The organism is Paraburkholderia sp. J94, assembly GCF_905220285.1.
In the GTDB taxonomy this organism is placed as follows: Bacteria; Pseudomonadota; Gammaproteobacteria; order Burkholderiales; family Burkholderiaceae; genus Paraburkholderia; species Paraburkholderia tropica_A.
In genome coordinates, this window is the sequence record NZ_CAJMZH010000022.1 from 32,347 (window position 1) to 56,727 (window position 24,381).

The 24,381-nt window shown below is 66.2% G+C and carries 15 protein-coding genes and 1 pseudogene; 7 read left to right on the forward strand and 9 right to left on the reverse strand.

Features of this window, described 5'->3' with window-relative positions; all coding sequences use genetic code 11:
* Positions 1-17: 17 nt before the first annotated feature.
* From tssL to U4Y88_RS34160, 3 genes are read left to right on the forward strand one after another with little or no spacing between them, the layout of a single operon-like run.
* Positions 18-1,340: a type VI secretion system protein TssL, long form gene (tssL, locus tag U4Y88_RS34150; protein WP_321789254.1), complete on the forward strand. Its 1,323-nt coding sequence runs from the start codon at positions 18-20 to the stop codon at positions 1,338-1,340.
* Positions 1,341-1,371: 31 nt separating this feature from the next.
* Complete coding sequence (gene tssM / locus U4Y88_RS34155; protein WP_321789256.1) at positions 1,372-5,421, forward strand: type VI secretion system membrane subunit TssM; 4,050 nt, start codon at positions 1,372-1,374, stop codon at positions 5,419-5,421.
* A 25-nt stretch (positions 5,422-5,446) separates the two neighbouring features.
* The gene (locus tag U4Y88_RS34160) at positions 5,447-6,730 is read left to right on the forward strand and encodes a DotU/TssL family secretion system protein (protein ID WP_321789258.1); all 1,284 of its coding nucleotides are present in this window, start codon (positions 5,447-5,449) and stop codon (positions 6,728-6,730) included.
* 33 nt (positions 6,731-6,763) lie between these two features.
* Here the strand turns inward: U4Y88_RS34160 and U4Y88_RS34165 are convergent, their stop codons facing one another.
* Genes U4Y88_RS34165 through U4Y88_RS34185 form a run of 5 tightly spaced genes read right to left on the reverse strand, consistent with a single transcriptional unit; the run spans position 6,764 to position 12,769 of the window.
* Positions 6,764-7,684: a sulfurtransferase gene (locus tag U4Y88_RS34165; RefSeq protein ID WP_321789260.1), complete on the reverse strand. Its 921-nt coding sequence runs from the start codon at positions 7,682-7,684 to the stop codon at positions 6,764-6,766.
* On the reverse strand, positions 7,681-8,880 hold the full coding sequence (locus U4Y88_RS34170) for a phosphotransferase enzyme family protein (RefSeq protein ID WP_321789261.1): 1,200 nt from the start codon (positions 8,878-8,880) through the stop codon (positions 7,681-7,683). The genes U4Y88_RS34165 and U4Y88_RS34170 overlap by 4 nt, the downstream gene beginning before the upstream one ends.
* A gap of 33 nt (positions 8,881-8,913) precedes the next feature.
* Positions 8,914-9,540 carry a nicotinamide riboside transporter PnuC gene (pnuC, locus tag U4Y88_RS34175; protein WP_321789263.1) on the reverse strand — a complete coding sequence of 209 codons (627 nt, stop codon included), beginning with the start codon at positions 9,538-9,540 and terminating at the stop codon, positions 8,914-8,916.
* A gap of 43 nt (positions 9,541-9,583) precedes the next feature.
* Positions 9,584-10,507, reverse strand: a complete 924-nt coding sequence (locus U4Y88_RS34180; RefSeq protein WP_321789265.1) for an ABC transporter substrate-binding protein — start codon at positions 10,505-10,507, stop codon at positions 9,584-9,586.
* Positions 10,508-10,531: 24 nt separating this feature from the next.
* On the reverse strand, positions 10,532-12,769 hold the full coding sequence (locus tag U4Y88_RS34185) for a TonB-dependent siderophore receptor (protein ID WP_321789362.1): 2,238 nt from the start codon (positions 12,767-12,769) through the stop codon (positions 10,532-10,534).
* Between the two features lie 329 nt (positions 12,770-13,098).
* On the opposite strand from U4Y88_RS34185, the gene U4Y88_RS34190 reads away from it, so the two are divergent.
* On the forward strand, positions 13,099-13,995 hold the full coding sequence (locus tag U4Y88_RS34190; RefSeq protein WP_321789267.1) for a LysR family transcriptional regulator: 897 nt from the start codon (positions 13,099-13,101) through the stop codon (positions 13,993-13,995).
* Positions 13,996-14,174: 179 nt separating this feature from the next.
* Positions 14,175-16,220: pseudogene (gene tkt, locus U4Y88_RS34195) on the forward strand (transketolase).
* Positions 16,221-16,288: 68 nt separating this feature from the next.
* Here the strand turns inward: tkt and U4Y88_RS34200 are convergent.
* A complete protein-coding gene (locus U4Y88_RS34200) occupies positions 16,289-17,416 on the reverse strand; it encodes an aminotransferase class V-fold PLP-dependent enzyme (RefSeq protein WP_321789269.1) in 1,128 nt (375 codons plus the stop codon).
* Positions 17,417-17,669: 253 nt separating this feature from the next.
* Between U4Y88_RS34200 and U4Y88_RS34205 the strand changes: the two genes are divergently transcribed.
* Positions 17,670-18,188, forward strand: coding sequence for a surface-adhesin E family protein (locus tag U4Y88_RS34205; protein ID WP_321789271.1), 519 nt, complete (start codon positions 17,670-17,672; stop codon positions 18,186-18,188).
* Between the two features lie 13 nt (positions 18,189-18,201).
* Here U4Y88_RS34205 and ligD read toward each other — a convergent pair whose 3' ends face one another.
* Together ligD and U4Y88_RS34215 are read right to left on the reverse strand one after the other, a co-directional pair.
* On the reverse strand, positions 18,202-20,916 hold the full coding sequence (ligD, locus tag U4Y88_RS34210; protein WP_321789273.1) for a DNA ligase D: 2,715 nt from the start codon (positions 20,914-20,916) through the stop codon (positions 18,202-18,204).
* 41 nt (positions 20,917-20,957) lie between these two features.
* Positions 20,958-21,821: a Ku protein gene (locus U4Y88_RS34215; RefSeq protein ID WP_224017750.1), complete on the reverse strand. Its 864-nt coding sequence runs from the start codon at positions 21,819-21,821 to the stop codon at positions 20,958-20,960.
* A gap of 169 nt (positions 21,822-21,990) precedes the next feature.
* On the opposite strand from U4Y88_RS34215, the gene U4Y88_RS34220 reads away from it, so the two are divergent.
* Entirely contained in the window at positions 21,991-22,143 is a 153-nt protein-coding gene (locus U4Y88_RS34220) for a DUF6496 domain-containing protein (RefSeq protein ID WP_224017752.1), read from the forward strand.
* A gap of 24 nt (positions 22,144-22,167) precedes the next feature.
* Here the strand turns inward: U4Y88_RS34220 and U4Y88_RS34225 are convergent, their stop codons facing one another.
* A complete protein-coding gene (locus U4Y88_RS34225; RefSeq protein ID WP_321789275.1) occupies positions 22,168-24,243 on the reverse strand; it encodes an ATP-binding protein in 2,076 nt (691 codons plus the stop codon).
* Positions 24,244-24,381: the final 138 nt, after the last annotated feature.

A 24,381-nucleotide genomic window follows, 5' to 3' on the forward strand; every position in this document is an offset into this window, starting at 1 on the left:
GACAAGGAAATGCCGTCATGCCACAGGCAACGATCGATACGGCCGGGTACAGCCCGGACTTCAAGGATCAGCACGCGACACCCCGGCGGGAATTGCCACCGGGCGAGCCGCTCGGAACCCGTCTCGCGGCCATCAAGGCCGCCAGCAATCCGCTGCTCGAAGCTGCGCGCCCGCTGTTGCGCGCATTGGCCGACATGCCGGCGCAACTCGATCATCAGCGCGTGGAGCAACTGCGTGATCTGCTCGAGCAGGAGGTGCGCGCCTTCCAGAGGCTGTGCGAGCAGACGAACATTCGGCGCGACCACATGCTCGGCGCACGCTACTGCCTCTGCACCGCCATCGACGAGGCGGCCATGCAGACCGCGTGGGGCAAAAACAGCAAGGGCTATGGCGTCGCTCAAGCCGCGCGCGGCGACAAGACGCCCAACCGTGGCAGCGATAGCCACGATGCCGGCGTCGAATGGGTGACGCGCGGACTCGCCACGATCTTCCACGAAGACCGGCAAGGCGGCGACAAGGTCTACCTGCTGATCGGCCGGCTGATGGCCGAACCGCAGGAGCATCTCGATCTGCTCGAAGTGATCTATCGCATCCTGAGTCTGGGTTTCGAAGGCCGCTACCGCTTTGAAGCAGGCGGTCACCGCAAGCACGAAGCCGTGCGCCAGCGCATCTACAACGAAATCATGGCGAGGCGCGGCATCGTGCCGGTCGCGCTTTCGCCGCACTGGCAGTCCGACGTGAAGGGCCGGCGCGCATCGTTCTACGACTTCCCGGTATGGATCACGGTCGCCCTGCTTTCGATCATCCTGATCGGCTGCTTTGGCTACTTCAAATACACATTGTTGGGGCGCAGCGCCGAAGTGCAAAAGCAGATCGCCGACATCGGTCACATGACGCCGCCGCCCGCGCCGCCCGCCCTGCATCTGAAGACGCTGCTCAAGGACGAAATTGCCGCGGGCACGGTCAGCGTCGACGAAGACTCGCATCACAGTTCGGTGACGTTCAGGGGCGATTCGATGTTCCCGCCTGGCGGCGTCTCCGTGAACGCGTCGATGGGGCCGCTGATCTCGAAGATTGCTGCCGAGATCGTCAAGGTGCCGGGGAAGGTCTCGGTGCTCGGCTACACCGACAACGTGCCGATCAAGAGCCGACAGTTCGCCTCGAACGACGCGCTGTCCGAAGAACGCGCCACTCAGGTCATGCAGATGCTGCAGGCCGCCGGCGTGCCGGCAGGCCGTCTTGAGGCCATCGGCAAGGGCGAAGCCGATCCGGTGGCCGACAACGGCACGCCGCAGGGCCGCGCGCAGAACCGCCGTGTCGAAATCACGGTCGCGGAATAAACGGAACCATGAAAGCAGTCAGCATCCAGGCATGAAAAAATTCCTGTCGTTTCTGGTCTCGCGCCAGTTCCTCGCCTTTCTCGCGCTGCTCGTCATCGCGCTGGTGATCTGGTTTGTCGGACCCTTCGTCGCATTCGGCGGACTGAAGCCGCTTGCGGGCGCGGGCATGCGTGTGCTCGTCATCGCGTTATTGCTGGCAGGCGTCCTGCTATGGCTGGTCGGCTGGTCGACGAGCCCCGTGATCGTGGCGCTGCTGTGCCTGCTGATCTGGTACGCCACGCCGTTGCTCACGTTCGGCAAGATGCAGCCCTTCGCGCCCGAGTCGGCTCGCGTCGTCGCGATCGCCATCGTGCTGTTCGTCTTCGCGGTGTACTGGCTTTTCCGTCTGTGGCAGGAGATGAAAAGCAACCAGTCGCTGGTCGAGCGGATGTTGACTTTCGGGGGCAAGAAAGACCCCTCGCCCGCCGAGGCGCAACTCAAGGAAGTGGGCGCCATCGTGGCCGGGGCGCTCGCGCGGCTGAAAGCGATGCGCACCGGTGCGCGTGGCCCCGGACGACTGTTCCAGGGCAAGCGCTACCTGTACGAGTTGCCGTGGTATATCGCGCTCGGCTCGAAATCGTCGGGCAAGACGAGCGCGCTGCTGAATGCCGGTCTCGCCTTCCCTGTCGCCGAGCAGATGCAGCGGGCAGCGGGCGCGATGCATCGGCCGACTCCGAACGTGGACTGGTGGCTGACCAATGACGCCGTCCTGATCGACACGGCAGGCCGCTACACCCGTCACGGCTCGGAGGAAGGCAAGTTCGCCGTTGCATCAATCCTGACGGCGCCAACGCCCGCGGCAGACGCCGCCAGCGGGAAAGATCAGTCCGGCGCTCCCGTTGGAGAAAGCGGCGGCAAAGAGGCGCTTGTCGCAACCGGCGCGTCGGCGCGCACCGAAGTCGTCAATTCTCAGCAGCGCATCGACGCTGCGGAATGGCTGGGCTTTCTCGCCATGCTGCGCAAGCATCGCCCGCGCGCGCCGATCAACGGTGCGCTGCTCGCCGTCAACCTCGCCGAGCTGACGAATCAGGACGACAGCCGCCGCATGGCCGAGGCGGCCGCGTTGCGTGCGCGCCTGGCCGAACTGCGTGGCGAGCTCGGCATCCGGTTTCCGGTTTATCTGATTGTGACCGGCATGGACCAGCTGACGGGTTTCACCGAATACTTCTCGTCGCTGACCGCCGAAAACCGCGCGCAAACGTGGGGTTTCACCCTGCCCTACGGCAAGGAAACCATCGCGAAGGAAGGGGTGACCGCACGCTGCCGCTCGGAGCTAGGCCAACTCGTGCAACGCCTCGACAACGGCGTCAATGCCCGCTTGCAGGACGAATACGACCCGATCCATCGACGCAAGCTCGCTGCGCTGTCACAGGAATTCGCCGCGCTGAGCGCGCCGCTGGTCGAACTGATCGAACGCGTGTTCCTCGATTCGCGCTACGACGACACCCAGCTGTATTCAACGCTGCGCGGCGTGTACTTCACGAGCGCGGATCAGTCCGGCAGCGAACTCGTGGCCGAACGGCGCACCATCATGCAGCGGATCATGTCCGGCATGACGAGCCAGGCCGCTTCGCTGCGTGAAGCCGCCAGCGAAGGCTTCTTCCTGCATGACCTCTTTACGAAGATCGTCATTCCCGAGGCGCATCTGGTGCGTCCGAATCTGCGCTGGGAGTTCCGCTTCCGCCTCTTGCGCCTGATCGGCCATGCGCTCGCGCTGCTGCTGTTCGCGTGGCTGGTCATCGGCTTGCGCGTGAGCTTCGGCAACAACAGTGACTATCTCGGCGCCATCGCCCGCAAGACGCAGGCCCTCGCCGCGCGTGTCACGCAGCTGTATCACGATCCGAAGCCGGAGGCTGTGCCCGACACCTTGAGCGCCGCGCGCTATCTGCCGACGTATCAGGGCCTCGATCTTTCGGATCCAGGTAGTACGTTCCGCTATGGCCTCTACACCGCCCCCGACATCGTCACCGAAAGCCGTCACACCTATGATGCGCTCGAGGACAACCTGCTGCTGCCGCAAATCGTGCACCGCATGGAAGACGTGATCTCGCAATCGATCGCGAACAAGGATCCGAAGGCGACTTACGAAGCCCTGCGCGCCTATCTCATGCTGTACGACAAGGCCCGATTCAACGCCGACGACGTCAAGGCGTGGGTGCTCGACGACTGGGCGCAGACGGATAGCGCATCCGTCTTCGGCGGTCGCGCGTCGATGATCGATCATGTCCAGCAACTCTTTTCCGGCACTCGCATCGTCCAGTCGCCGCTGATCCGCAACGATGCGTTGATTCAGTCGGCGCGCGCCTTCCTCGACGGCAGCAATGCCACCGACCGGCTCTACGAGCGGGCCAAGGCGGCGATGATGAAGGAGGCGCCGGATGAGTTCACGCTCATCCGCGCGGTGGGTCCGCAAGCCGGCACGGTCTTCACGCGTGCGAGCGGCGCCCCGCTCTCCCGCGGCGTGCCGGGCCTGTTCACGTTCGACGGCTACCGCAAACTCTTCGACAAGCGTCTGCCCGAGTTCACCCAGGTCGCGCGCGACGACGATGCGTGGGTCATGGGGCGCTCTTACCTCGCCGGCCTCTCCGATCAGGCTCAAAAAAAAACTGCTGAGCTCGTAAGCGCGACCACCGGCGCCGAGGATCCGCTGACGGAAGCCATCCGTCGTCAGTATCTGACCGAATACACCCAGCAATGGGACGCGTTCCTCGGCGACATCCGCACGGTGACGGGCACGAGTCTCGCCTTCAACCTGCAGGTGCTGCGCAGCTTCGCCGCGCCCGACTCGCCGCTCGCGCGCCTCGCGCGGGCGGCCGTGCACGAAACCACGCTCACGCAGCCCATCGCCGCCACTGGCGGCTCCCTGCTCCAGAAAGCGACGGACCAGCTCAGCCAGAAGGCCGACACGACGCTGGGTATTCGCGCATCGGAAGAGATCGAGCGCGATATCGTCGACAGCCATTTCGCGGCGCTGCGCGAGGTCGTGACGGGCAACGCCGCGGTGCAGGCCGCCGCCGACGCCACGGCACAAGCCGGCAAAACCGGGCTGGACGGCGTGACCAACCAGTTGAACGATTACTACACCGCGCTCACGGTGGCCGACAACGCGATCGGCAATAACAGCATGCCGCCCGCCAGCGACGCGGCCGCCAAGCTGAAGATGACGGCGAACACCATGCCCGCTCCCTTCCGCACCGTCCTGCTGCAACTCGCCCAGCAAGGCTCGAAGGAAGTCAATCAGGGGATCGGGCAACTGCTCTCGCGCCAGATGGGCGCCGTCATCGGCGACACCTGCCGGCTCACGATCGAGGGCAACTACCCGTTCACGCCCGGCAGCGCGCGCGACGTGAGCATCGACGACTTCACGCGGATGTTTGCGCAGGGCGGTGTCATCGACGACTTCTTCACCAAGACGCTGGCGCCTTTCGTCGACACCTCGGCGATGCCGTGGCGCTACCGCACATTGCCCGGCGCGACCGATCCCGTTCAGGGACCGGATCTCGAACCGTTCCAGCACGCCAAGGCGATTCGCGACGTTTTCTTCAACGGCCAGGGCCAGAATCAGATGACCTGGAAAGCCAGTATTCAGGTGCCGGAACTCGATCCCGCGATTACCGGTCTCGCGATCGACATCGACGGGCAGACCCTGCTTTACCAGCACGGCCCGGTTGTGCCCTTCATCGTCACCTGGCCGGGTCCGCGCGGCGGCGTGCATGCCGAACTGACCGCCCACCCGCGCATCCGTCCCGAAACGTCGACGGCGTCGGCCAATGGCCCGTGGGCATTGATGCGCCTGCTCGACAAAGGCCATGTGACGGATACCGCCACGCCAGGGCGCACCCGCGCCGCCTTCGACTTCGATGGACGCAAGGCCGTGCTCGATATCGCCGCGACCAGCAGCGTTGCCAATCCGCTCACCAGCGACGTGCTGAAAACGTTCCGCTGCCCGAGTTCGATGCCGGTGTTCGGTCTCACCGATAGCGGTCCGCCGCCGGGCCTGCCTCCCGCAGGCCTCCCGGCGGTGCCGCCCAGTGCGCGTTGATCGCGATGTCATCGGGAAACGGCCCATGAACGCGACAGGCACTTCGCCCGATACGCGCCGCGTCGCCGATCCCACGGTGTCGTATCGCGCGCGTATTCGGGCCGCCGAAAGCGCGGACAACCCGCTGCTCGAAGCCGCCCGTCCGCTACTGGACGCGCTTGCGGAAATGCCCGCCGCACTCGACGTGGCTGGCGTCGCCCACCATCGGCAATGGCTGGTTCAGCAGCTCCGGATTTTCGGAAAAATCTGCGGCGAACTCAGGTTGCCTCAGGAGCACGCCGAACAGGCCCGATACTGCCTGTGCTCGGCGCTGGACGAAGCCGCCGGGCGGAGCGACTGGAGCAACGGCTCGCAGCCTGGCATGGACTGGAGCGCGACAGCGCTCGTCACGGTGTTCGGTTATGACCGCCGGGGTGGCGACCGCGTCTACGCGATCGCCACGGAGGCGCTGCACGCGCCGCACGAGAATCGCCATCTGATCGCAGTCATCCAGCAGATTCTCGAACGGGGATTCAAGGGCCGCTATCGTTTCGCCAACGACAGTGCGCAGCGGATCGCGGCCATTCAGCAGCAGATCGAACAGGCCGTGACCGCCGACATACCGCGCATCGCACTGCCCGCTGAAAGTGTCAGGGCGGCGGAACCGCCTGCCGAAAGCGCCCCGGCAACGGTCGAGATTCATCCGGTCGATCAAGTGACGATTAAGGCGCCACCAGCACCGAACACGCGCCTGGAATCGCGGCGATGGCCGGTAGCCGCGTTGTTCGGCCTGCTGCTAATTGCCGCCGCGGCTGCCATCGGGTATTCATGGCACACGCCGATCGTGCCGCCAAGCCCCGCGACCTCCACCCCAGCGCCCTCCGGCGCCCTCGCCGCCCGGCTGACGGACCGGCTGACGGACCGGCTTGCGAGCGACTTGAGCACGGGCACCGTCAGCCTGGTCGAAAACGCCGGGCACACCACCGTCACGCTGCGGCTGGAAGGCATCTTCGAAGCCGGACAATCGAACATCGATCCACGGATCAAGCCGATGATTTCCCGCATCGGGCAAGAAATTGCCCAGACGCCGGGCACGGTCCTCGTCACCGGCCACACCGACGACCAGCCTTTCGCACAGACAGCACACGGCTCCAACCTGACGCTGTCCGATGCTCGCGCACTGGAAGTCGTCCAGATTCTCGTCTCCGCAGGCGTGACACCCGCCCGCATTCATTCGACGGGAAAAGGCAACGCGGAACCCGCCGCCGACAATTCGACCGCTCAGGGCCGCAAGCGCAACCGTCGCGTCGAGATCACGGTGACAGAGTGAACGCCCCTCAAATGACCGCACCAATCCGATGAATCACCCGCGCCCCACCACCACCGGCAACGCCAAATCCGCCGCCCATTCCTGCCACGACGCGTCATAAATCGACACATCGCCGCGCCCGGTCAGCGTCAGCGCGAGCGCGTCCACAGCAGCCGAAATACCCCCGCCGCAATACACACAAACCGGCTGTTCCCGATCCAGCGCGCCCAGCGCCTCGCGCAGCACGGAAACCGCCGCGTACCGTCCGCTCGCATCGAACAACCCACGCGCGGGCACATTCGAACTGCCCGGAATATGTCCGCGCCGCGCATAGCGGCTCGCCGCCTCGCCCGCGAACACCCCCGCCGACAGCGCGCACACGAGCGTGCTGCGAAGCTCGCCTGCCACGATCGCTTCGACGTCGGCGCGATCCGCCCACATGCCATCGCGTTCACGCACGTCGATCAACCCACGCGCCACCGCTTGAGCCGGCCCGCTCTCGATCGGCAGATCAGCCTCGCGCCACGCCCGCCAGCCGCCATCGAGCACACGCGCCTCGATGCCGATCCAGCGCAGCATCCACCAGAGCCGCGCGGCCCAGAATCCATCGGCGCGATCGTAGATCACCACGCGCGACGTGTTGCTCACGCCCAGTTCGCCAAGCGCCTGCGCGAGCACAGCCGGCGCGGGCCGCATGAACGACAACGTCGCGTGCGGCGCGCTCAACGCGGCGGTCAGATCGGCATGCCGCGCGCCCGGCACGCGCTGCGCGAGCCAGCCGTCGCGCCCGCTCGCCACACGGTAATCGCCGTCGAAACGTGGCGACGGCAACTCCACCTGCGCATCGAGCACGACGAGATCGGTCGCGCCCAACTCGCGCGCCAGCGCCTCCGGTTCAACCAGCACGCGTGCGCGGCGCGCGGCATCGTCGGCCTCGCTGTGCACGTCGATCGCCTTTCCCTTCGCAACGTTCATGATTTGCCCTCCTCACTACGTCGCGCGCGCAGCCACGCGAGCAAGCGTTGTCCGTCCTCGCTCTCGAACCAGCGCGCGTGTCCGATCAGATAGCCGTCGTAGGCGGCGCGCACGCCCGTTTCGTCGCCGAGAATATCGTCGAAATATTCGACTTCGAGCAGCGCGAATTCCGTATGCACGATCGGCAGCAGCGCGATCAGCGCCTCGTATTCGGCGTCGCTCAGCGGCGCGAGCGACGCATAGCCGTCGAGCAACGCGCCGATGTGTTCGTACTGCACCGTGCACGTTGCGGGCGCGGCGAGCCAGTCGATGGCGTTGCGCTCGATGGCGAGCGCGAGATCGTAGACCGCGCAGGTGCGATCCGCGAGGCCGAAGTCGAGCACCGTGCGCACCTGCGCGCCCGGCGCGGCGTCGGTCCACAAGAGGTTCGAGGCGTGCCAGTCGCCGTGCGTCCATTGCGAACGCAGCGCGGGCAACAGCGGCGCGAGCCGCGCGTGCGCGGGCGCGATGGCCTCCGCGATATCGGCGCGCCAGTCATGCTTCGCCAGCGAGCGCGCGAGCCCCGGCTGCGCCTGCACCCAGGCGTCGAGCGCGGCATCGAGATCCGGCGAACTCAGCACGCGAAAGCTCGACAGCAGCGGCTGCAACGCGCGTGCGGGCGCGTCGTAATCGGCGGTGGCCCGATGCAGGCGCGCGAGCGTGCGGCCCGCCGACCACGCGTGGCTCGCGTGAAAGAACGGCTTCCACGACATCACGCCACGATACGTGTCCATGCCCGGCGCGGCCGCGTGCACTTCCCAGGTCCAGTCGCCCTGCGCGATGGCCGTGTGGCCTGCGCGATCCACGAGCACATCCGCGACCGGCACGCCACGGCTGCGCAGATGCGCGATGAAACCATGTTCCTCGGCCAGTCCGGCGGCGCTGCGCAAACGCGCGTGATGGCGCTTCACGAACCACGCGCGGCCATCGAGCGTATGCGCGAGCACCGCCGACGAAAACGGCCGCGGGCTATGCCACGCGATCTTCGCGAGCGGCGCGAGATCGGCGTAACCGGCGAGCAGGCGCTCGACTTCGTCGCGCGTGATGAGCGGCCAGTCGCGCTCGGCTTTCTCGCCGTCGACGGTGAATTGCGGCGCGGCTCCGGTCGCGTCCTGGTTCGCTGCCGAAGCGGGGTTATGTGGTGTGTCGTGCTTCATGATGTCGATGATATCGATGGCCTTCCCGCCGCATCAAACGCGGCTGCCCGGAGCGGCATACTCAGCTTGTGCAGCCTGATCGGCATCGGCGCGCAGCGCACGCGACCAGTCGCGCCAGCCGAGCGCCGCGAGCACCAGAAACAGCGCATAAAGCCCCGACGTCAGATACAAGCCCTTGTAGATGAACACGCCCACGTAAATCACATCGACGACGATCCACAAGGTCCACGACGCGATATAGCGACGCGCGGTCCAGTACTGCGCGACGAGGCTGAACGCCGTGAGCGAGGCATCGACCCAGGGCAGCGCCGCATCGGTGAAGTGCGCCATCGCCGCGCCAAGCAGCACGCTGCCGATCACTGCCGCGAACAGATCGGGCGCGAGACGCGCGAGACTCACGCCGCCGACCGGCACGACGGGCTGAACCGCTTCGCCATCGCCGCCGCGCTGCTGCGCGAGCCAGCGATGCCAGCCGTAGAGTTGCAGCACGGCGAACGCGCCTTGCAGCAGCGCATCGGAATAGAGCCGCGCGTCGAAGAAGATCCAGCCGTACAGCGCCACCGAGGCCAGCCCGATCGGCCAGCACAGCATCTTGCGGCGCGCCGTGAGCCAGATGGCGAGCGCGCTGACGATAACGCCGATGATTTCGAGTGCGGACATGATGTGTAAGAGATTCGTTGTCGGGTAGACGCGGCCGCGTGCCTTACTGGCGCGGATCGTCGGGCAGGAAAGCGTTGGTGAACGCGTGCGCGCTCTGCGAGGCGTCGCGCAGCACGCCATGCTTGCCGAGCCACTGCGCGTACGGATGCACGAGCGCATCGCGCTGCACGCCCCACGCGCCGTCGTGCGTCCATGTGGGCGCGATCAGCGGCAGCGAGCGCTTCAGCAGCGCGCGCGGAAAATACGGAATCACGCGTTCCAGCGACGGCAACGCACGCTCCGGTTCCTGCGCGACCGCGAGATAACCGCGCCGCGCCGCCGCCAGAAACCCGCGCACGAGTTCGCCGCGCGTCTCCAGCGTGTCCTCGTGCGCGCCGAGCAGATAGCTATGATAGGCGGGCGCGCCGATTTCATCGACGGGCCAGATGCGGCGCTCGTCGTCGGGCACGCGCGAGGCGAACAGCGTATCCCACGCCCAGTAGCTGCCGAACGAGGCATCGGCCTCGCCGTCGAGAAAACTCTCGGGCGGCAGTTCGCGCACGCCGCTATCGACGATCGTGATCGCATCCGGGTCGCCGCCGTCGTGCGTCACGAGATGACGTACCATCGCGAGTCCACGCGGCGTCGGGTTCAGCGCGAGACGCCGCCCGGCCAGATCGCGCGGCCGTTCGATGCCGGTGGACGCCACGGTCTGGATCGTCTCCAGCGCGCGATGGTTGATCGCCGCGATGCCGACGAGCGGATGGCCCGCCTCGCGCTGCACGAACAGGCGATTGCTCGGGAACACGCCGAAGTCCACATCGTGACGCGCGAGATGCGCGAGCGCGTCGCCGCGCGCGGGATCGGGCACGACGATCTCCAGGTCGAGTCCCGCCTCGGCGAACCAGCCCTCGTCGCGCGCCACGTAGAAGCCCGCCGCGTTCGTCCACGGATGGAAGTATTCGAGCATCAGGGTCATTCGGGTCATGCACGTTCTCCAGGGACCACGCGATCAGAAGTCATACGTCACGGACAGACGCGCCGTGCGCGGCGCGCCGAGGAACAGATACGCGTCGCCCTGCTGCTCGCCCGCGTCGCGCCAGTAATAGCGGTTGAAGAGATTGTCGACCCACAGGCGCACCACCGTGCGATGGCCCGCGAGCTTCGTCGTATAGCGTGCGCCCGCGTTGAACACGATCCAGCCCGGCACGCGCGCCGTGCCCTCTTCGTTCGCATTGCGGCTCGAACTGTATTCGAGGCCGCCGAGCAGATCGAAGCCCGCGATGCCCGGCACCGACCAGTCCGCATTGAGCGCCGCGCGCAAAGCGGGCACGTTGATGACCTGATGCCCTTCATACGCGGGCGTGCCCGAATCGTAGGCGCGCGCGCGTATCGCCGCGACGCTGGCCGTCACCGAAACACGCTCGGTCACGCGTCCCGCCGCCGAAAGCTCGATGCCGCCGTGACGCTCGGTGCCGCGCTGCACGAAGGTGTAACCGGCTTCGGACGCATCGGGCTGCGCGTACTCGAACGGCTTGCTGATCGAGAACACGGCCGCCGTGAGGCTCAGGCGATTCGCCCAGTCGTACTTGGCGCCGATCTCGTACTGATGCGACTCGACGGGCGGCAGGAACGTGTAAGCATTGCTCGCGCGCACGGGCGCCTGGTCGCCGAGCGACAAATCCTTGCTGTACGACGCATAGAGCGACAGCGGCTCGACCGGCTTGTAGACGAGCGCGATCTGCGGCAGCAGCGCCGACTTGTCGGTGCCGGTCTCGGGGCCGTCCTGGCTCGTCCACGCCTTCTGGCGCAGAAACACCGCACGTCCGCCCGCCAGCACCTGCCAATGCTCGCCGAGGCTCACGCGATCGGTGGCGAACAGCGAGTACTGCCACGCATCGAGCTGCGGATACGACACGCTCGGCGAATTCGGCGACGGCGCGAAATCGACATCGTCGCCATAGATGTTTTCGCTGCCCACGTAGTCGTAGACGGCATCGGACAGATGCACCACGCGATGCAGCGCGCTCGTGCCGAACAACACGTCGTGGCGCAGCGCGCCCGTGGTGAACTTCCCGTCGATGGCCGCGCGCACTTCGTCGTTGCGGCGGTATTCGCCGGGGCTGCGATAGTCGTAGACGTCGTAATCGCCGTTCGAGCTGAAGAAGTACGGCGAGGTACCGCCCGCGCCGCAACTCGACACGTAGTAGCAGCCATACGCGAACGCGACGTTATCGTCGATCATCGTGCGGCTGCGGCCGGCGGCGACATAGGCGCGCCAGTTGTCGTTGAACGCGTAGTCGAAGCGGCCGTTGATGTTGAGCGCGTCGGTGGTCACGGGCTTGGCCCACGACTGCGCGCCCAGCAGTTTCGACGACGACACCGCCGACGGCACCACGGTGCCGCCGAGCAATTGATAACCCGACGCCGAACGCTGAATCCACTGCTGGAATTCCGCGTTCAATTGCAGGCTCGCCTGCGGGTCGATGTTCCAGTCCGCCGCGATCGAGCCGAAGGTGCGCCGCCCGTTCGTGCCGTCGATATACGAATGCATGTTCTCTTTCGCGGCGTTCACGCGCAGGCCGAACTGATCGTCGGGACCGAAACGCCGCCCGAGATCGACGGCCGCCGACGTCGAGCCGCGGCTGTCCACGTCCGCCGTCACACTCGCCACATTCTCGGGCCGCTTGCTCACATAGTTGACCACGCCGCCCGGCGACATCACGCCGCTGTCGATGCCCGCGAGACCCTTGAGAATCTCCACGCGCTCCTTGTTTTCCAGCGCCACCTGCTGCTCGCCGGACAGCGTGAGACCATCGAGCCGGTAGGCGCTCGCCGGATCGAGCGCGAAGCCGCGAATCGAAAAGCCTTCGTAGTAGCCCACGGGCGCGTAATCGTTGTTGACCGACGCATCGTTGCGCACCACGTCGCTCGTGCGTTTGGCCTGCTGATCGTCGAGTTGCGCGCGCGTGACGACCGTGATCGACGCGGGCGTATCGCGCAGCGGCGCGTTGTCGTAACCGGCGACGGACGCCGTGCGGGCGCGCCACGCATTGCCGCTTGCACCGTTGACCGTGACGGTCGGCAGCACCGCGCTGCCCGACGATGCGGCCGTGGGCGGCGCGGCTTGTTCATTCTGTTTCGCGTTGTTCGCTTTCTCCGCCTGCTCCGTCTGCTCCGCCTGATCCGTGGTGGCGGCAAGCCCATGCGCGGCCATCAAGCTCATGCTCAGACCCACGCCCACGCTCATGCTCAAGCGCACTGGCCGCGCGAATCGACGCGCCACGACGCGCGGTACGGATGCCGCGCGTGATCTCCCCGAATATCGTTTCATGTATTTCCTGCTAATGGTCCCGCCTTTGAACGAATCACGAAACGATTGCGTTGACACGCATCGAACCGTATTCGCTTAGGGATGGGCGGAATAACGAAATCACCGTTTGCAATATATGAATTGCATGGCACTCCGACTCAAATGTGCCCGCTATACTGCGCGAAACGGCATTCGAACATAGCCGCGCCGCGCGGTCCAATGACTTGTTGTCGTTGTGGTGATAACTGGCGGTGATAAACGCGGATATGAACTTCCATTTACTCAAATCTTTCGTCACGCTCGCGAATTCGCTGCACTTCGGCGCTGCCTCGCAAACGCTCAATCTCTCGCAGCCCGCGCTCACCAAGCAGATCAAGCGGCTCGAAGACGACCTCGGCGCGCCGCTGTTCCATCGCGACCGTCACGGCACGGCGCTGACCGAACTGGGCCGCTATTTTCTGGGCGAAGCGCGGCCGCTCGTCGAGCAGGCCGAGCGCGTGTTCTCGCAAGGCAAGCGCGCGGCGCGCGGCGAAGTCGGACGGCTCGCGATCGGCTATAGCTTCTCGACGGTCGAAACGGTCTCGCGTGTGCTGCCGCGTTTTCGCGCGCGCTTTCCCGATGTCGAGGTCACGCTGCACGATCTGTCCTCGGCGGAACAGATGGAGCGGCTGCTCGAAGGCAGCCTGCAGGCGGGATTCGTGCGTCTGCCCGTGCAGGCCGGGCTCGCGCACCGGCGCATTCTCTCCGACCGTCTCGCGCTCGTCGTGCCGCGCCCGCTCGCCCACACCATCACGGGCTTCGACGCGGACGCGCTGCGCACGCTGCCCTTCCTGATGCTGCAACGCTCGCGCGCGCCGGGCCTGCACGATCACATCGTGCGTTTCTGCGCCTCGCGCCGTTTCGAGCCGCGCTCCGTGCAGCACGCGAACGAGTCGCTGACGATTCTTTCGCTGGTCGGCGCGGGCCTCGGCGTGTCGATCATGCACGAATCGGCCTTGCAGTCGCCCGGCGACAAGGTCGTGTGCCTGCCCATTCACGACGCCGACGCGCGCTGGGACGTCGGCCTCACGTGGCGCGACACGGGCGCCGATTCGATCGTCGAGAACTTCGTGGCCCTGCTGCCCGAAGCCGACGCGAAGGCGTGGATATTACAGGAAAGCTGAGCCCGCCCGGCACGCTTCCATCGCACCGGGGCGCAAAGCGGCGTATCGTCGATGTGGTGCTGGTCCGTTCGACCTTCATCGCTCCGAAAGCCCGCTGTAACGGCACGCATCTTGCGGGAATCCGGATTCACCCTCCGCCATCCGCACCCTGCCATCCGCCATCCGAAAGAGGACGCCCCATGACCGACCCGACCGCCAGCGGCAGCGCGCCCGCGCATGCCATTCCCTCGCCACGGGACCCGCATCTGCGCGCGATGGCGAACTGTATCCGCTTTCTTTCGATGGATGCGGTCCAGAAAGCGAATAGCGGCCACCCCGGCGCGCCGATGGGTCTGGCCGACGTCGCGACCGTGCTGTTCCGCGATTTTCTGCGTTTCGACGCCGCCGAGCCCCACTGGCTCGACCGCGACCGCTTCATCCTCTCGAACGGCCACGCCTCGATGCTGCTCTACAGCCTGTTCTATCTGACCGGCTATCAGGACATCACGCTCGACGAACTGAAGCACTTCCGCCAGGTCGGCAGCAAGACGGCCGGGCATCCCGAGTATTCGCACGCCGCAGGTATCGAAACGACCACCGGGCCGCTCGGCCAGGGCATCGCGAATTCGGTCGGCATGGCGCTGGCCGAACGCATCATGAACGCGCATTTCGGCGATGAACTCGTCGATCACCACACCTACGTCTTTCTCGGCGACGGCTGCCTGATGGAAGGCGTGAGCCAGGAAGCGATTTCGCTCGCCGGGCATCTGAAGCTCGGACGCCTGATCGCGTTCTGGGACAACAATTCGATTTCGATCGACGGCGCGACGAGCCTCGCGGTCTCCGACAACGAAATCGAGCGCTTTCACGCCTCGGGCTGGCAGGTCCTCGACATCGACGGCCACGACACCGACGCGATCCGCGACGCCATCACGACCGCGCGCGCGACGCACGACCGCCCGACGCTGATCGCGTGCCGGACGATCATCGGCTTCGGCTTTCCGACCAAGGCGGGCACGCAAAAGGCGCATAGCGACGCGCCCGGCGAGGACGAGATCGCGGGCGCGCGCAAGATCCTCGACTGGCCTTCGCCGCCGTTCGACATTCCCGCCGATCTGCTGAGCGCGTGGCGCGAGATCGGCGCGCGCGGACGCGAGGCGCGGCTCGCATGGGCTGAACGCGTCAAGCAGGCGCCGCAGCCATTGCGCGAAGAATTCGCGCGCCGCAACGAGCACCGTTTGCCGTCCGACTGAAAAGCGGCCATCGCGGCCGCGCGGCAAGCCTTCGTCGAGAAAGGCGACGCCATCGCCACGCGCAAGGCCAGCGGCGACGTGCTCGATCGTCTCTTCGACGCCATTCCCGAACTGCTCGGCGGCTCCGCCGACCTCACGCCGTCGAACAACACGAAAACGAAGCATCAGGTCGAAATCAAGCCGGGGCAATACGCGGGCTCGTATGTCCACTACGGCGTGCGCGAGCACGGCATGGCCGCGGCCATGAACGGCATCGCGCTGCACGGCGGCCTGATTCCCTACGGCGGCACCTTTCTGTGCTTTTCGGACTATTGCCGCCCGGCGATCCGCCTGAGCGCGATGATGCGCATCCGCTCGATCTTCGTGATGACGCACGATTCGATCGGTCTCGGCGAGGACGGCCCGACGCATCAGCCGGTCGAGCATCTGGCCGCGCTGCGCGCGATTCCGCAACTGGCCGTCTACCGGCCCGCCGATCCGGTCGAAACAGCGGAATGCTGGGAGTTGATTCTGGATCAGCCGCGCCGCGCCGCGCTGATTGCGCTCTCTCGTCAGCCGGTGCCGTTGCTGCGCAAGGATGCGAGCGGCGAGAACCGTTCGGCGCGCGGCGCTTACGTGTTGCATGAAGCCGAAGGCGGCCCACGCAAGGTCACGCTGATCGGGACCGGATCGGAATTGCAGCTGGCCGTCGCGGCGCGCGATGTATTGCAGGGCGAAGGCGTGCCGACCGCCGTGGTGTCGATGCCCTGCCGTCTGCTGTTCGAGGAACAGGATCGCGCGTACAAGCGCGCGGTGCTCGGCGACTCGCCCGCGCGGGTCGCGGTGGAAGCCGCCGTCGAACTGGGCTGGGATCGCTATATCGGACCCGAGGGCCGCTTCGTCGGCATGCACAGCTTCGGCGAGTCGGGCAAGATCCAGGACGTCTACGCGAAGTTCGACATTACCGCCGATGCCGTCGTGAAAGCGGCGCACGAAACGCTGGCATCGTCGTAAAGCGATCGTTGTAATGAAAAGGGGCAGGCGCGCGCGCCTGCCCCTGCAACATCACATCAAGCCACCACTCAATCGAGCGTCTTCAACGCATTGGCGAAACGCGCGACCGCGCCTTCGATGTCATGCAGTTTGTCGAGCCCGAACAGGCCGATGCGGAAGGTCTTGAAATCGGCGGGCTCGTCGCATTGCAAGGGCACGCCGGCCGCGATCTGCAAACCCGCATCGGCGAACTTCTTGCCGGAGCGAATGCCGTCGTCGTCGGTGTAGCAGACCACGACGCCCGGCGCCTCGAATCCTTCGGCGGCCACGCTTTTAAAGCCGTTCTCGGCGAGCAGCGCGCGAATGCGCGCGCCGAGTTCGAGTTGCTCGGCTTGCACCTTCGCGAAACCGTAGGCCTCGGTTTCCTTCATCACGTTGCGCAGCGTCGCGAGGCTGTCGGTCGGCATCGTCGCGTGATAGGCGAAGCCGCCGCCCTCGTAGGCTTCCATGATCTGCAGCCACTTGCGCAGATCGCAGGCGAAGCTCGTGCTGGTGGTGCCGTCGATGCGTTCGCGCGCGAGCGGCCCGAGCATGACGAGCGCACAACACGGCGACGCGCTCCAGCCTTTTTGCGGCGCGCTGATCAGAATGTCGACGCCCGTGGCCGCCATATCCACCCACACCGTGCCCGACGCGATGCAATCGAGCACGAACATGCCACCGACCGCATGCACGGCGTCGGCCACCGCGCGCAGATACGCATCGGGCAGCAACATGCCGGACGCCGTTTCGACATGCGGCGCGAACACGAGATCCGGCTTGTGCTCCTTGATGGCCGCGACCACTTCGTCGATGGGCGGCGGCGCAAAGGCGGCCTGCCTGCCCGCTTCGACCGGCCGCGCCTTCAGCACCACCGATTCGGACGGAATACCGCCCATCTCGAAGATCTGCGTCCAGCGGTAACTGAACCAGCCATTGCGGATCACCAGACATTTCTTGTTGGTCGCGAACTGCCTGGCAACGGCCTCCATGCCGAATGTCCCGCTGCCCGGGACGATGGCGACCGCCTGCGCGTGATAAACGCTTTTCAGGCTCGCGGATAAATCGCGCATGACGCCCTGAAACAGTTGCGACATGTGATTGATCGAGCGGTCGGTGTACACCACCGAATACTCAAGGAGCCCATCGCGGTCGACATTGGGAAGTAAACCTGGCACGCTCGCCTCCGTTAAAGGATGAATCATCTGAGCAGCATTCGCGCTTCGATCATGCCGCGACGAAAACCGATTCTAACGAAAGCCTGCGTTCCGTGGGGATGGTGCGACGCAGCAGATGCGCCGCGCCGCTTCACACGCGTTTCACACGCGCTTCACACGCGTTGCGGGCGAAACCGCTTGCGTCTGCATCAACCGCTTACAATGGCGATCGCTCGCCGCCGCCCGGCGAGCCGACCTGTCCGCAGAGAAACCTATGAGTACCGAAGCGAGTAACGCAGTGAACACCGACGTGAGCCACGAACTGAGCGTCGAAACCGGCACCCAGGCGCCGATCTCACGCCATGCGCCACGCGTCCCGTTGCATCGAATTGCCCGGCGACTCCTGACTTGTTTCGCCCTCGCCGCCGCCGCGCCGCTGGCCCATGCGGCGACGTGGACCACCGTCGGCTCGGTGCCGAATACGTGGACCGAATCGGTCGACACCTCGTCCATCGTGCGTGAAGGCGCGATTCGCCGCGCGTGGGTGCAGATCCGCTACGACCAGCCCACGGCCGTCGCGCATGGCGTCGCGCCCGCGTCGTTGCTCAAGCAACGGGTGGCGTTCGACTGCACCAAACACCAGGCCTCGCTCATGACGCGCCTGAGCTACGACGCGCAAAACCAGTTGATCGATCGCGTCGACATGATGCCCACGGTCGGCGCGGGCAAGTTCTTCGACGTCGATCCCGATACCGAGTGGGATCGCGCGCTCACCGCCGTGTGCGCGCATTGAGCGCCACGCGACGTCATTCGCCCGTGAGCTTCTTCCACATCGCCGCCGTGATGCGCTGCTTCGCATCGGCGTAGTCGTGCCACGGATCGGTGCGCAGCGCATCGAGCCGTTTGTGCAGATTCGCGACGTTCCACTGGTCGCCGCTCGTCACGCGCGCCAACTCGTCCCACGCGATAGGCGTCGAGACACCGAGGCCGGGCCGTGCGCGCGGCGCGTAGGCTTCGATCGCGGTCGCGCCGCGCGCGTTGCGCAAATAGTCCACGAAAATGCGGCCTTTGCGATTCTGCGGCCCCATCTTCGCGCTGAAGCGATCGGGCAAGGTGGCGGCCATATGCCTCGCCACCGCCTGCGCGAAATCCTTCGCTTCGTCCCAACCGCTATGGCGCGTGATCGGCACCACGACATGCAGTCCCTTGCCGCCGCTCGTCTTGCACCACGAACGCAGCCCGAGCGCATCGAGCAGATCGCGCGTGAGTTGCGCCGCTTCGAGCATGCGGCTCCAGTCGAGCGACGGATCGGGATCGAGGTCGAAGATCAGACGGTCGGGCTTCTCGATCTGCTTCGCGAGCGCGTTCCACGTATGCAGTTCGATCGTGTCCATTTGCGCCGCGCCGATCAGCGCCGTGAGGCTATCGAGCGTGAGCAGCGGCGCGTGACCGGGATCGAGACCGGCATGTTGCGTGGCGTGCGGAATCTGCAATTGGCTCGCGTGCTTCTGGAAAAACAGTTCGCCGCCGACGCCCTTCGGCGCACGCACGAGCGCGACGGGGCGATTGCGCAATTGCGGCAGCAAACGCGGCGCGATCCACTCGAAGTAATGCACGAGGTCGATCTTGCGCGTGCCGCTGCGTTCGTCGATCACGCGCTCGGGATGCGTGATGCGCACGCCTGATACTTCTGTGTCCACGTTGGCGTCCTCTTTGTCGCGCGGTTTATCGTGCGATTTGTGCGCCGCCGGCGAGGCGCGCTTCGATGTCGCTTTCAATGCCGATTTCGTATTCACCGGCGGCGACTGCGGCTCGCGAACGATCGACTCCGGCGCCTTGTCGCGACGCAGCCCCGCGAACGACGCCTGACGCACCACGCCCGCACTCGTCCAGGTCTTGAATCGCACTTCGGCCACGAGTTCCGGCTGTACCCAATGCACATTCGCGCGCCGCTCCGCTGCGGGCACCGCCGCGAACGGCGTGGTCTTGCGCGAGCGCGTCTTCAGCTCGCGCGCGAGTTTCTCCAGCATCGCCGTATCGAAGCCGGTGCCGACACGCCCCGCGTAGTGCAGCGCGCCCGCCTCGTCGTAGACACCGATAATCAGCGCGCCGAAGCCCGTGCGGCTCCCCGCAGGCTCCGTATAGCCGCCGATCACGAATTCCTGGCGGCGCGCGCAACGCAGCTTGAGCCACGACGCGCTGCGCGTCGACGTATAGGCGCTTTCGCGTCGCTTTGCGACCAGGCCTTCGAGATTCGCGGCGCAAGCGGCTTGCAGCAAATCCTCGGGATCGCCTTCGAACGCCGCCGAGAAACGCAGCGCGTCCTGCCCGTTGCGTTCGAGCAGTGCCGCCAGCTGCGCGCGCCGCGTCTCCAGCGGCACCTTGCGCAGATCGACGCCGTCGAGCCACGGCAAATCGAACAGCCAGAACACGATGGCGTCCTCATGCCCTTCGTCGAAGGCATTTTGCAGCGCCTGAAAATCGGGCACGCCTTGCGCGTCGAGCACGACCGCTTCGCCGTCGAGCCACGCGGAGTGGATATCGAGCGCGCCCAGCGCCTGAACCTGGCGCGGAAATTTCGCGCTCCAGTCGAGGCCCGCGCGCGTGAAGATGCGTACCGCGTTCTTCCCTTTCGCGCCGCGATCGACGCGCGCGAGAACTCGATAGCCGTCGAATTTCAGTTCGTAGAGCCAATCATCGCCTTTGGGCGAAACATCGGCGGGCGTGGCGAGTTGTGGCGCGAGCGCTTCCGGCAACGCGGCGCGAACCGCGCCTTCGAGCTTGCCGAGCGCGGAGGTGTTCAGCGATTTCTCTTTGGATTTCGAAGCGCGCTTTGCCGCCGCCTTCGAATCGGCCAGTGTGCTTTTCATGGCATCGCGCGTTTTCGGCGTGGATGTCTGTCGTTTTGACGCGCGTGCGCGTTCGCGGGCGCCTTTGCGGGCGCCTTTGCGGGTGCCTTGTCCCGCCGCGGGCTTTTTCGCGCCGTTATCGTCCGTGACGTTGAACGCGTCCTCGCTTATCGCATCGTCGTCGCGTTGCTTGATGAGGAGCCAGCGCTCCTGTTTGCTGTCGCCCATCGGGCTGCGCACGAGCGCCCAGCCGCCGTGCAGCCTGTCGCCATCGAGCGTGAATTTCAGGTGCCCATGCGCATAACCCTCGCGCGCGGCGCGCATGCCGCCTTCGGGTTGCCAGCTACCGTGATCCCAGATCTCCACCGTGCCAGCGCCATAGTGGCCTTCGGGAATCGTGCCTTCGAACTCGCCATAGTCGAGCGGATGATCCTCCACATGCACCGCCAGCCGCTTCACGCTCGGGTCGAGACTCGGCCCCTTCGGCACCGCCCACGATTTGAGCGTGCCGTCGAGTTCGAGCCGGAAATCGTAGTGCAAGCGCCGCGCATCGTGGCGCTGGATCACGAACGACGCGCTGCCGTTGCGGCGCGTTTTCCCGCACTTCGGCGCAGGCTCGGGCGTCTCGCCGAACCGGCGTTTTGATTCGTAATCCTGTAGATTATGTTTCATCGCGGACGCCCCATTCATGGACTCGTCGTCATCGCCTCACATCAAGCCGCGCGGCGTCCGCGCCGTGGCGTGCTCTTGCGTGGCGGCGCATCGTTGCTCGCCGCGCCGCCGCGTTTGCCGAGGCTGCGTTTGAGCAGATCGGACAGATCGACGATATCGGCACTGCGGCGCTCGTGCGTGGGCGCGTGCACGTGCTCCACTTCGTGCGCCTTGCCTTCGCGGACCTTGCGCTCCACGAGCGCGAGAATTTCGTCGCGATAGGTGTCGTGATACGACGCAGGCTCCCACGTCGTCGTCATGTCGTCGATGAGCTTGCGCGCCATCTGCATCTCGTGCGCGCTCACGCCCGCTTCCTTCGCGGCCTTGGGCAGCGAGGGAATCGCGTCGTCCTCGCGCACTTCGGTCGACCAGCGCAAGGTCTGGAGCGCGAGCGCGGGACCGGTCGCCACCAGCGCCGCCAGATGCTGACGGCTATGCATCACCACATTCGCAATGCCGATCTTGCCGCTCGCCGCGAGCGCGTCGCGCAGCAGCGCGTAGGTCTTGCCCGCGCGCTTGTCGGGTGCGAGCCAGTACGGTGTATCCAGATACAGAAACGACACCTGCGCCGCTTCGACGAACGCGAGGATATCGACGGTCTGCGTGGCTTCGGGACTGGCCGCTTCGATTTCCTCATCGGAAATCACCACGTACGAGCCCTTTTCATATTCGTAGCCGCGCACGATGTCGTCGCGTGCAATCGGCTTGCCCGTGCGCTTGTTGATGTTCTGATGCCCGACCGGATCGAAGCTGCGCCGGTCGAGCAGGCTGAAACCGGTGCGTTCGCTTTGCGTGGCCGGATACAGTTCGACGGGCACATACACGAGCCCGAAACTGATGGCGCCTTTCCAGATTGCGCGCGGCATGATGGCCTCCTGTCGCCTCGGCGGGCATGGGAATCTACCTAGCGCAAACACGATGCCCGCCGTGCGCATCATCGCGCGAATCAAGTATGGAAACGTCCATGCGGCACGCGGCATGCGCGCACGAACGCGTCATTCATCAACATAGCCGCTCCATGCAAAGGAGGTCGTCATGCCGCTCAGCAAAGGCAAATCGCGCGAAGCCATTTCGAAGAACATCAAGACCGAAATGAAGGAAGGCAAATCGCAAAAGCAGGCGGTGGCGATTGCCTTGAATCAGGCGCGCAAATCGGGCGCGAAGATTCCGAAGAAGCACAAGCATTGATCCGACGATTGGGCGTGCCGCGCGTCATCGCCGGGCTTTGGCGAGCGCGCGGCGCAAGGCGTCGAGCGTGACCGGCTTGACGAGATGGTCGCCGAAGCCCGCTTCGAACGCACGCGCGCGGTCCTCCGGCTGGCCGTAGCCCGTCGCCGCGATCAGCGTGATGCGCGCGAGGTCCGGCGTCGCGCGGATGCGCTGCGCCATCTGATAGCCGTCGATTTTTGGCAGGCCGATATCGAGCACGATCGCATCCGGCGCGAACTGGCGCGCGCAGGCGAGCACGGCGTCGGCGTCGTAGACGGCGGTGGCCGCGTGGCCCTCCGCTTCGAGCAGCATCGCGAGCGAATCGGCGGCGTCGGCGTTGTCGTCGACCACGAGCACGCGCAGCGGGCCGCCCGTTTCCGGCCGCGCGGCCTCCGGCTCATGTTCGTGCAGCACGGCGTCGTAATCGGCCAGCGGCACTTCGAGCGTCACCGTGGTGCCGTGCCCGACGCCGTCGCTCGACGCATAGGCGTGGCCGCCATGCAGCTCCATCACCTTCTTGACGAGCGACAGCCCGAGACCGAGGCCGCCTTGCGCGCGGTCGAGCGTGCGCTCGCTCTGCACGAACAGATCGAAGATATGCTCGATCAGTTCCGGCGCGATACCCTGCCCCGTGTCGCGCACGCGCAGCACGCCGAAGCCGTCGCGCTCGAACGATTCGATATGCAGTTCGCCGCGCTTACCGGTGTATTTCGCGGCGTTCGTCAGCACGTTGACGAGGCACTGCACGAGCCGCTGCGGATCGCCGTCCACGCGCGCCGCGCCCTCGCTCGTCACCGTGAGCCGGTGCTGCCGTTCGCGGATCAGCGCATCGACGCTCTCCAGCGACTGCGCGATGATTTCCTGCAGCAGCACGCCGCGCTTGTGCAACTGCACGCGGCCGAGCGTGATGCGCGACATGTCGAGCAGATCGTCGACGAGACGGCTCAGCACCGCCGCCTGGCGGCGCAGGATCTCGATGCAGCGCGCCGCCTGCGGCCCCGTGAGACCCTCGGCGCCGAGCCGGTCGGCTACGTGCCGGATCGGCGCGAGCGGATTGCGCAGCTCGTGCGCGAGCATCGCGAGGAATTCCGTTTTCTGGCGATTTGCCGCTTGCAGCGCCTCGCGGCCGAGCGCGCTCGCGACCACGGCTTCCACGCTCGCGGCGACGAGATCGAAAAACGCGCGATAGCTGTCGTCGAGCGCGCAGCGCGGACTCACGCCCAGCACCGCGATGCCGCTGACGTCCTGCACGCCCGCGCGGCGCAGCGGAATCGCGAGCGCGCTGCGCGGCGCCTCGGGCCAGCCGCTGTCCGCGTCGCCGCGCCAGTCGAGCGACGGCAGCGCGAACTCGCGCGTCTCGCCTTGCGCGAGCACCTCATCGAGCGGCCACGCGTGCGCCCGCGCGTCCGCCAGCGTGTGCAGACGCGCGATGAGCGGCGCGTCGAGGTGGCTGCTCGCGACCAGTTCGAGATCGGTGCGGCCGAGCGGCACGGCGTAGATCGCCGAAAACGGCACGTCATAGCCGTTCGCCGCGAGAATGTCGGCCGCGCACTCGCATGCGGCCACGACCGAGCCAGTCTCCGCCGCGCACGCGCGCAGGGCGCGCAAGGTCGTGAGGCGGCGCTCGCCCTGCATGCGCGACGTAGTCTCGCTGCACAGGCAGAACACGCCCGCGATCGTGCCGTCGTCGGCGTAGAGGGGTTCGTAGGCGAAGCTCGCGTAGACCTCTTCCTGAACGTCTTGCTGGTCGAGATGGCGCGCGAGGAAGACGTGCTCGTCCTCGCTCAAGGCGGCGTCGCCGCTATGCAGCACGCCTTCGACGTGCGCGCCGAGTTGCGCCCAGGTGCCGGGCCAGCCGGCCGCGCCGGGCAGGCCGAGCACGTCCGGATGCTTGCCCGCGCCGAGGAACGGAATATAGGCGTCGTTGTAGAGCACGCGCGCGTCGTCGCCCCACCAGATCGCGGCGGGGGACTGCGAGCCGAGGCACAGGCTCAGCGCGGCGCGCAGCGGCGGCGGCCAGTCCGCGAGCGCGCCAAACGGCGTCGCGTCCCAGTCGAAGTCGCGCATGCGCCCCGACATCTCGCTGCTTCCTCGAATGAAACTCGCGTTCCGTGCGACAGACACGCTCCCTCCCTGAAATCGTGGACGATGTGGCCCTTCGCTCCCTAGCGAAGGTCGCAAGTTCCACTCCTGGGAGACAGGCGCGATGAAGGGGCG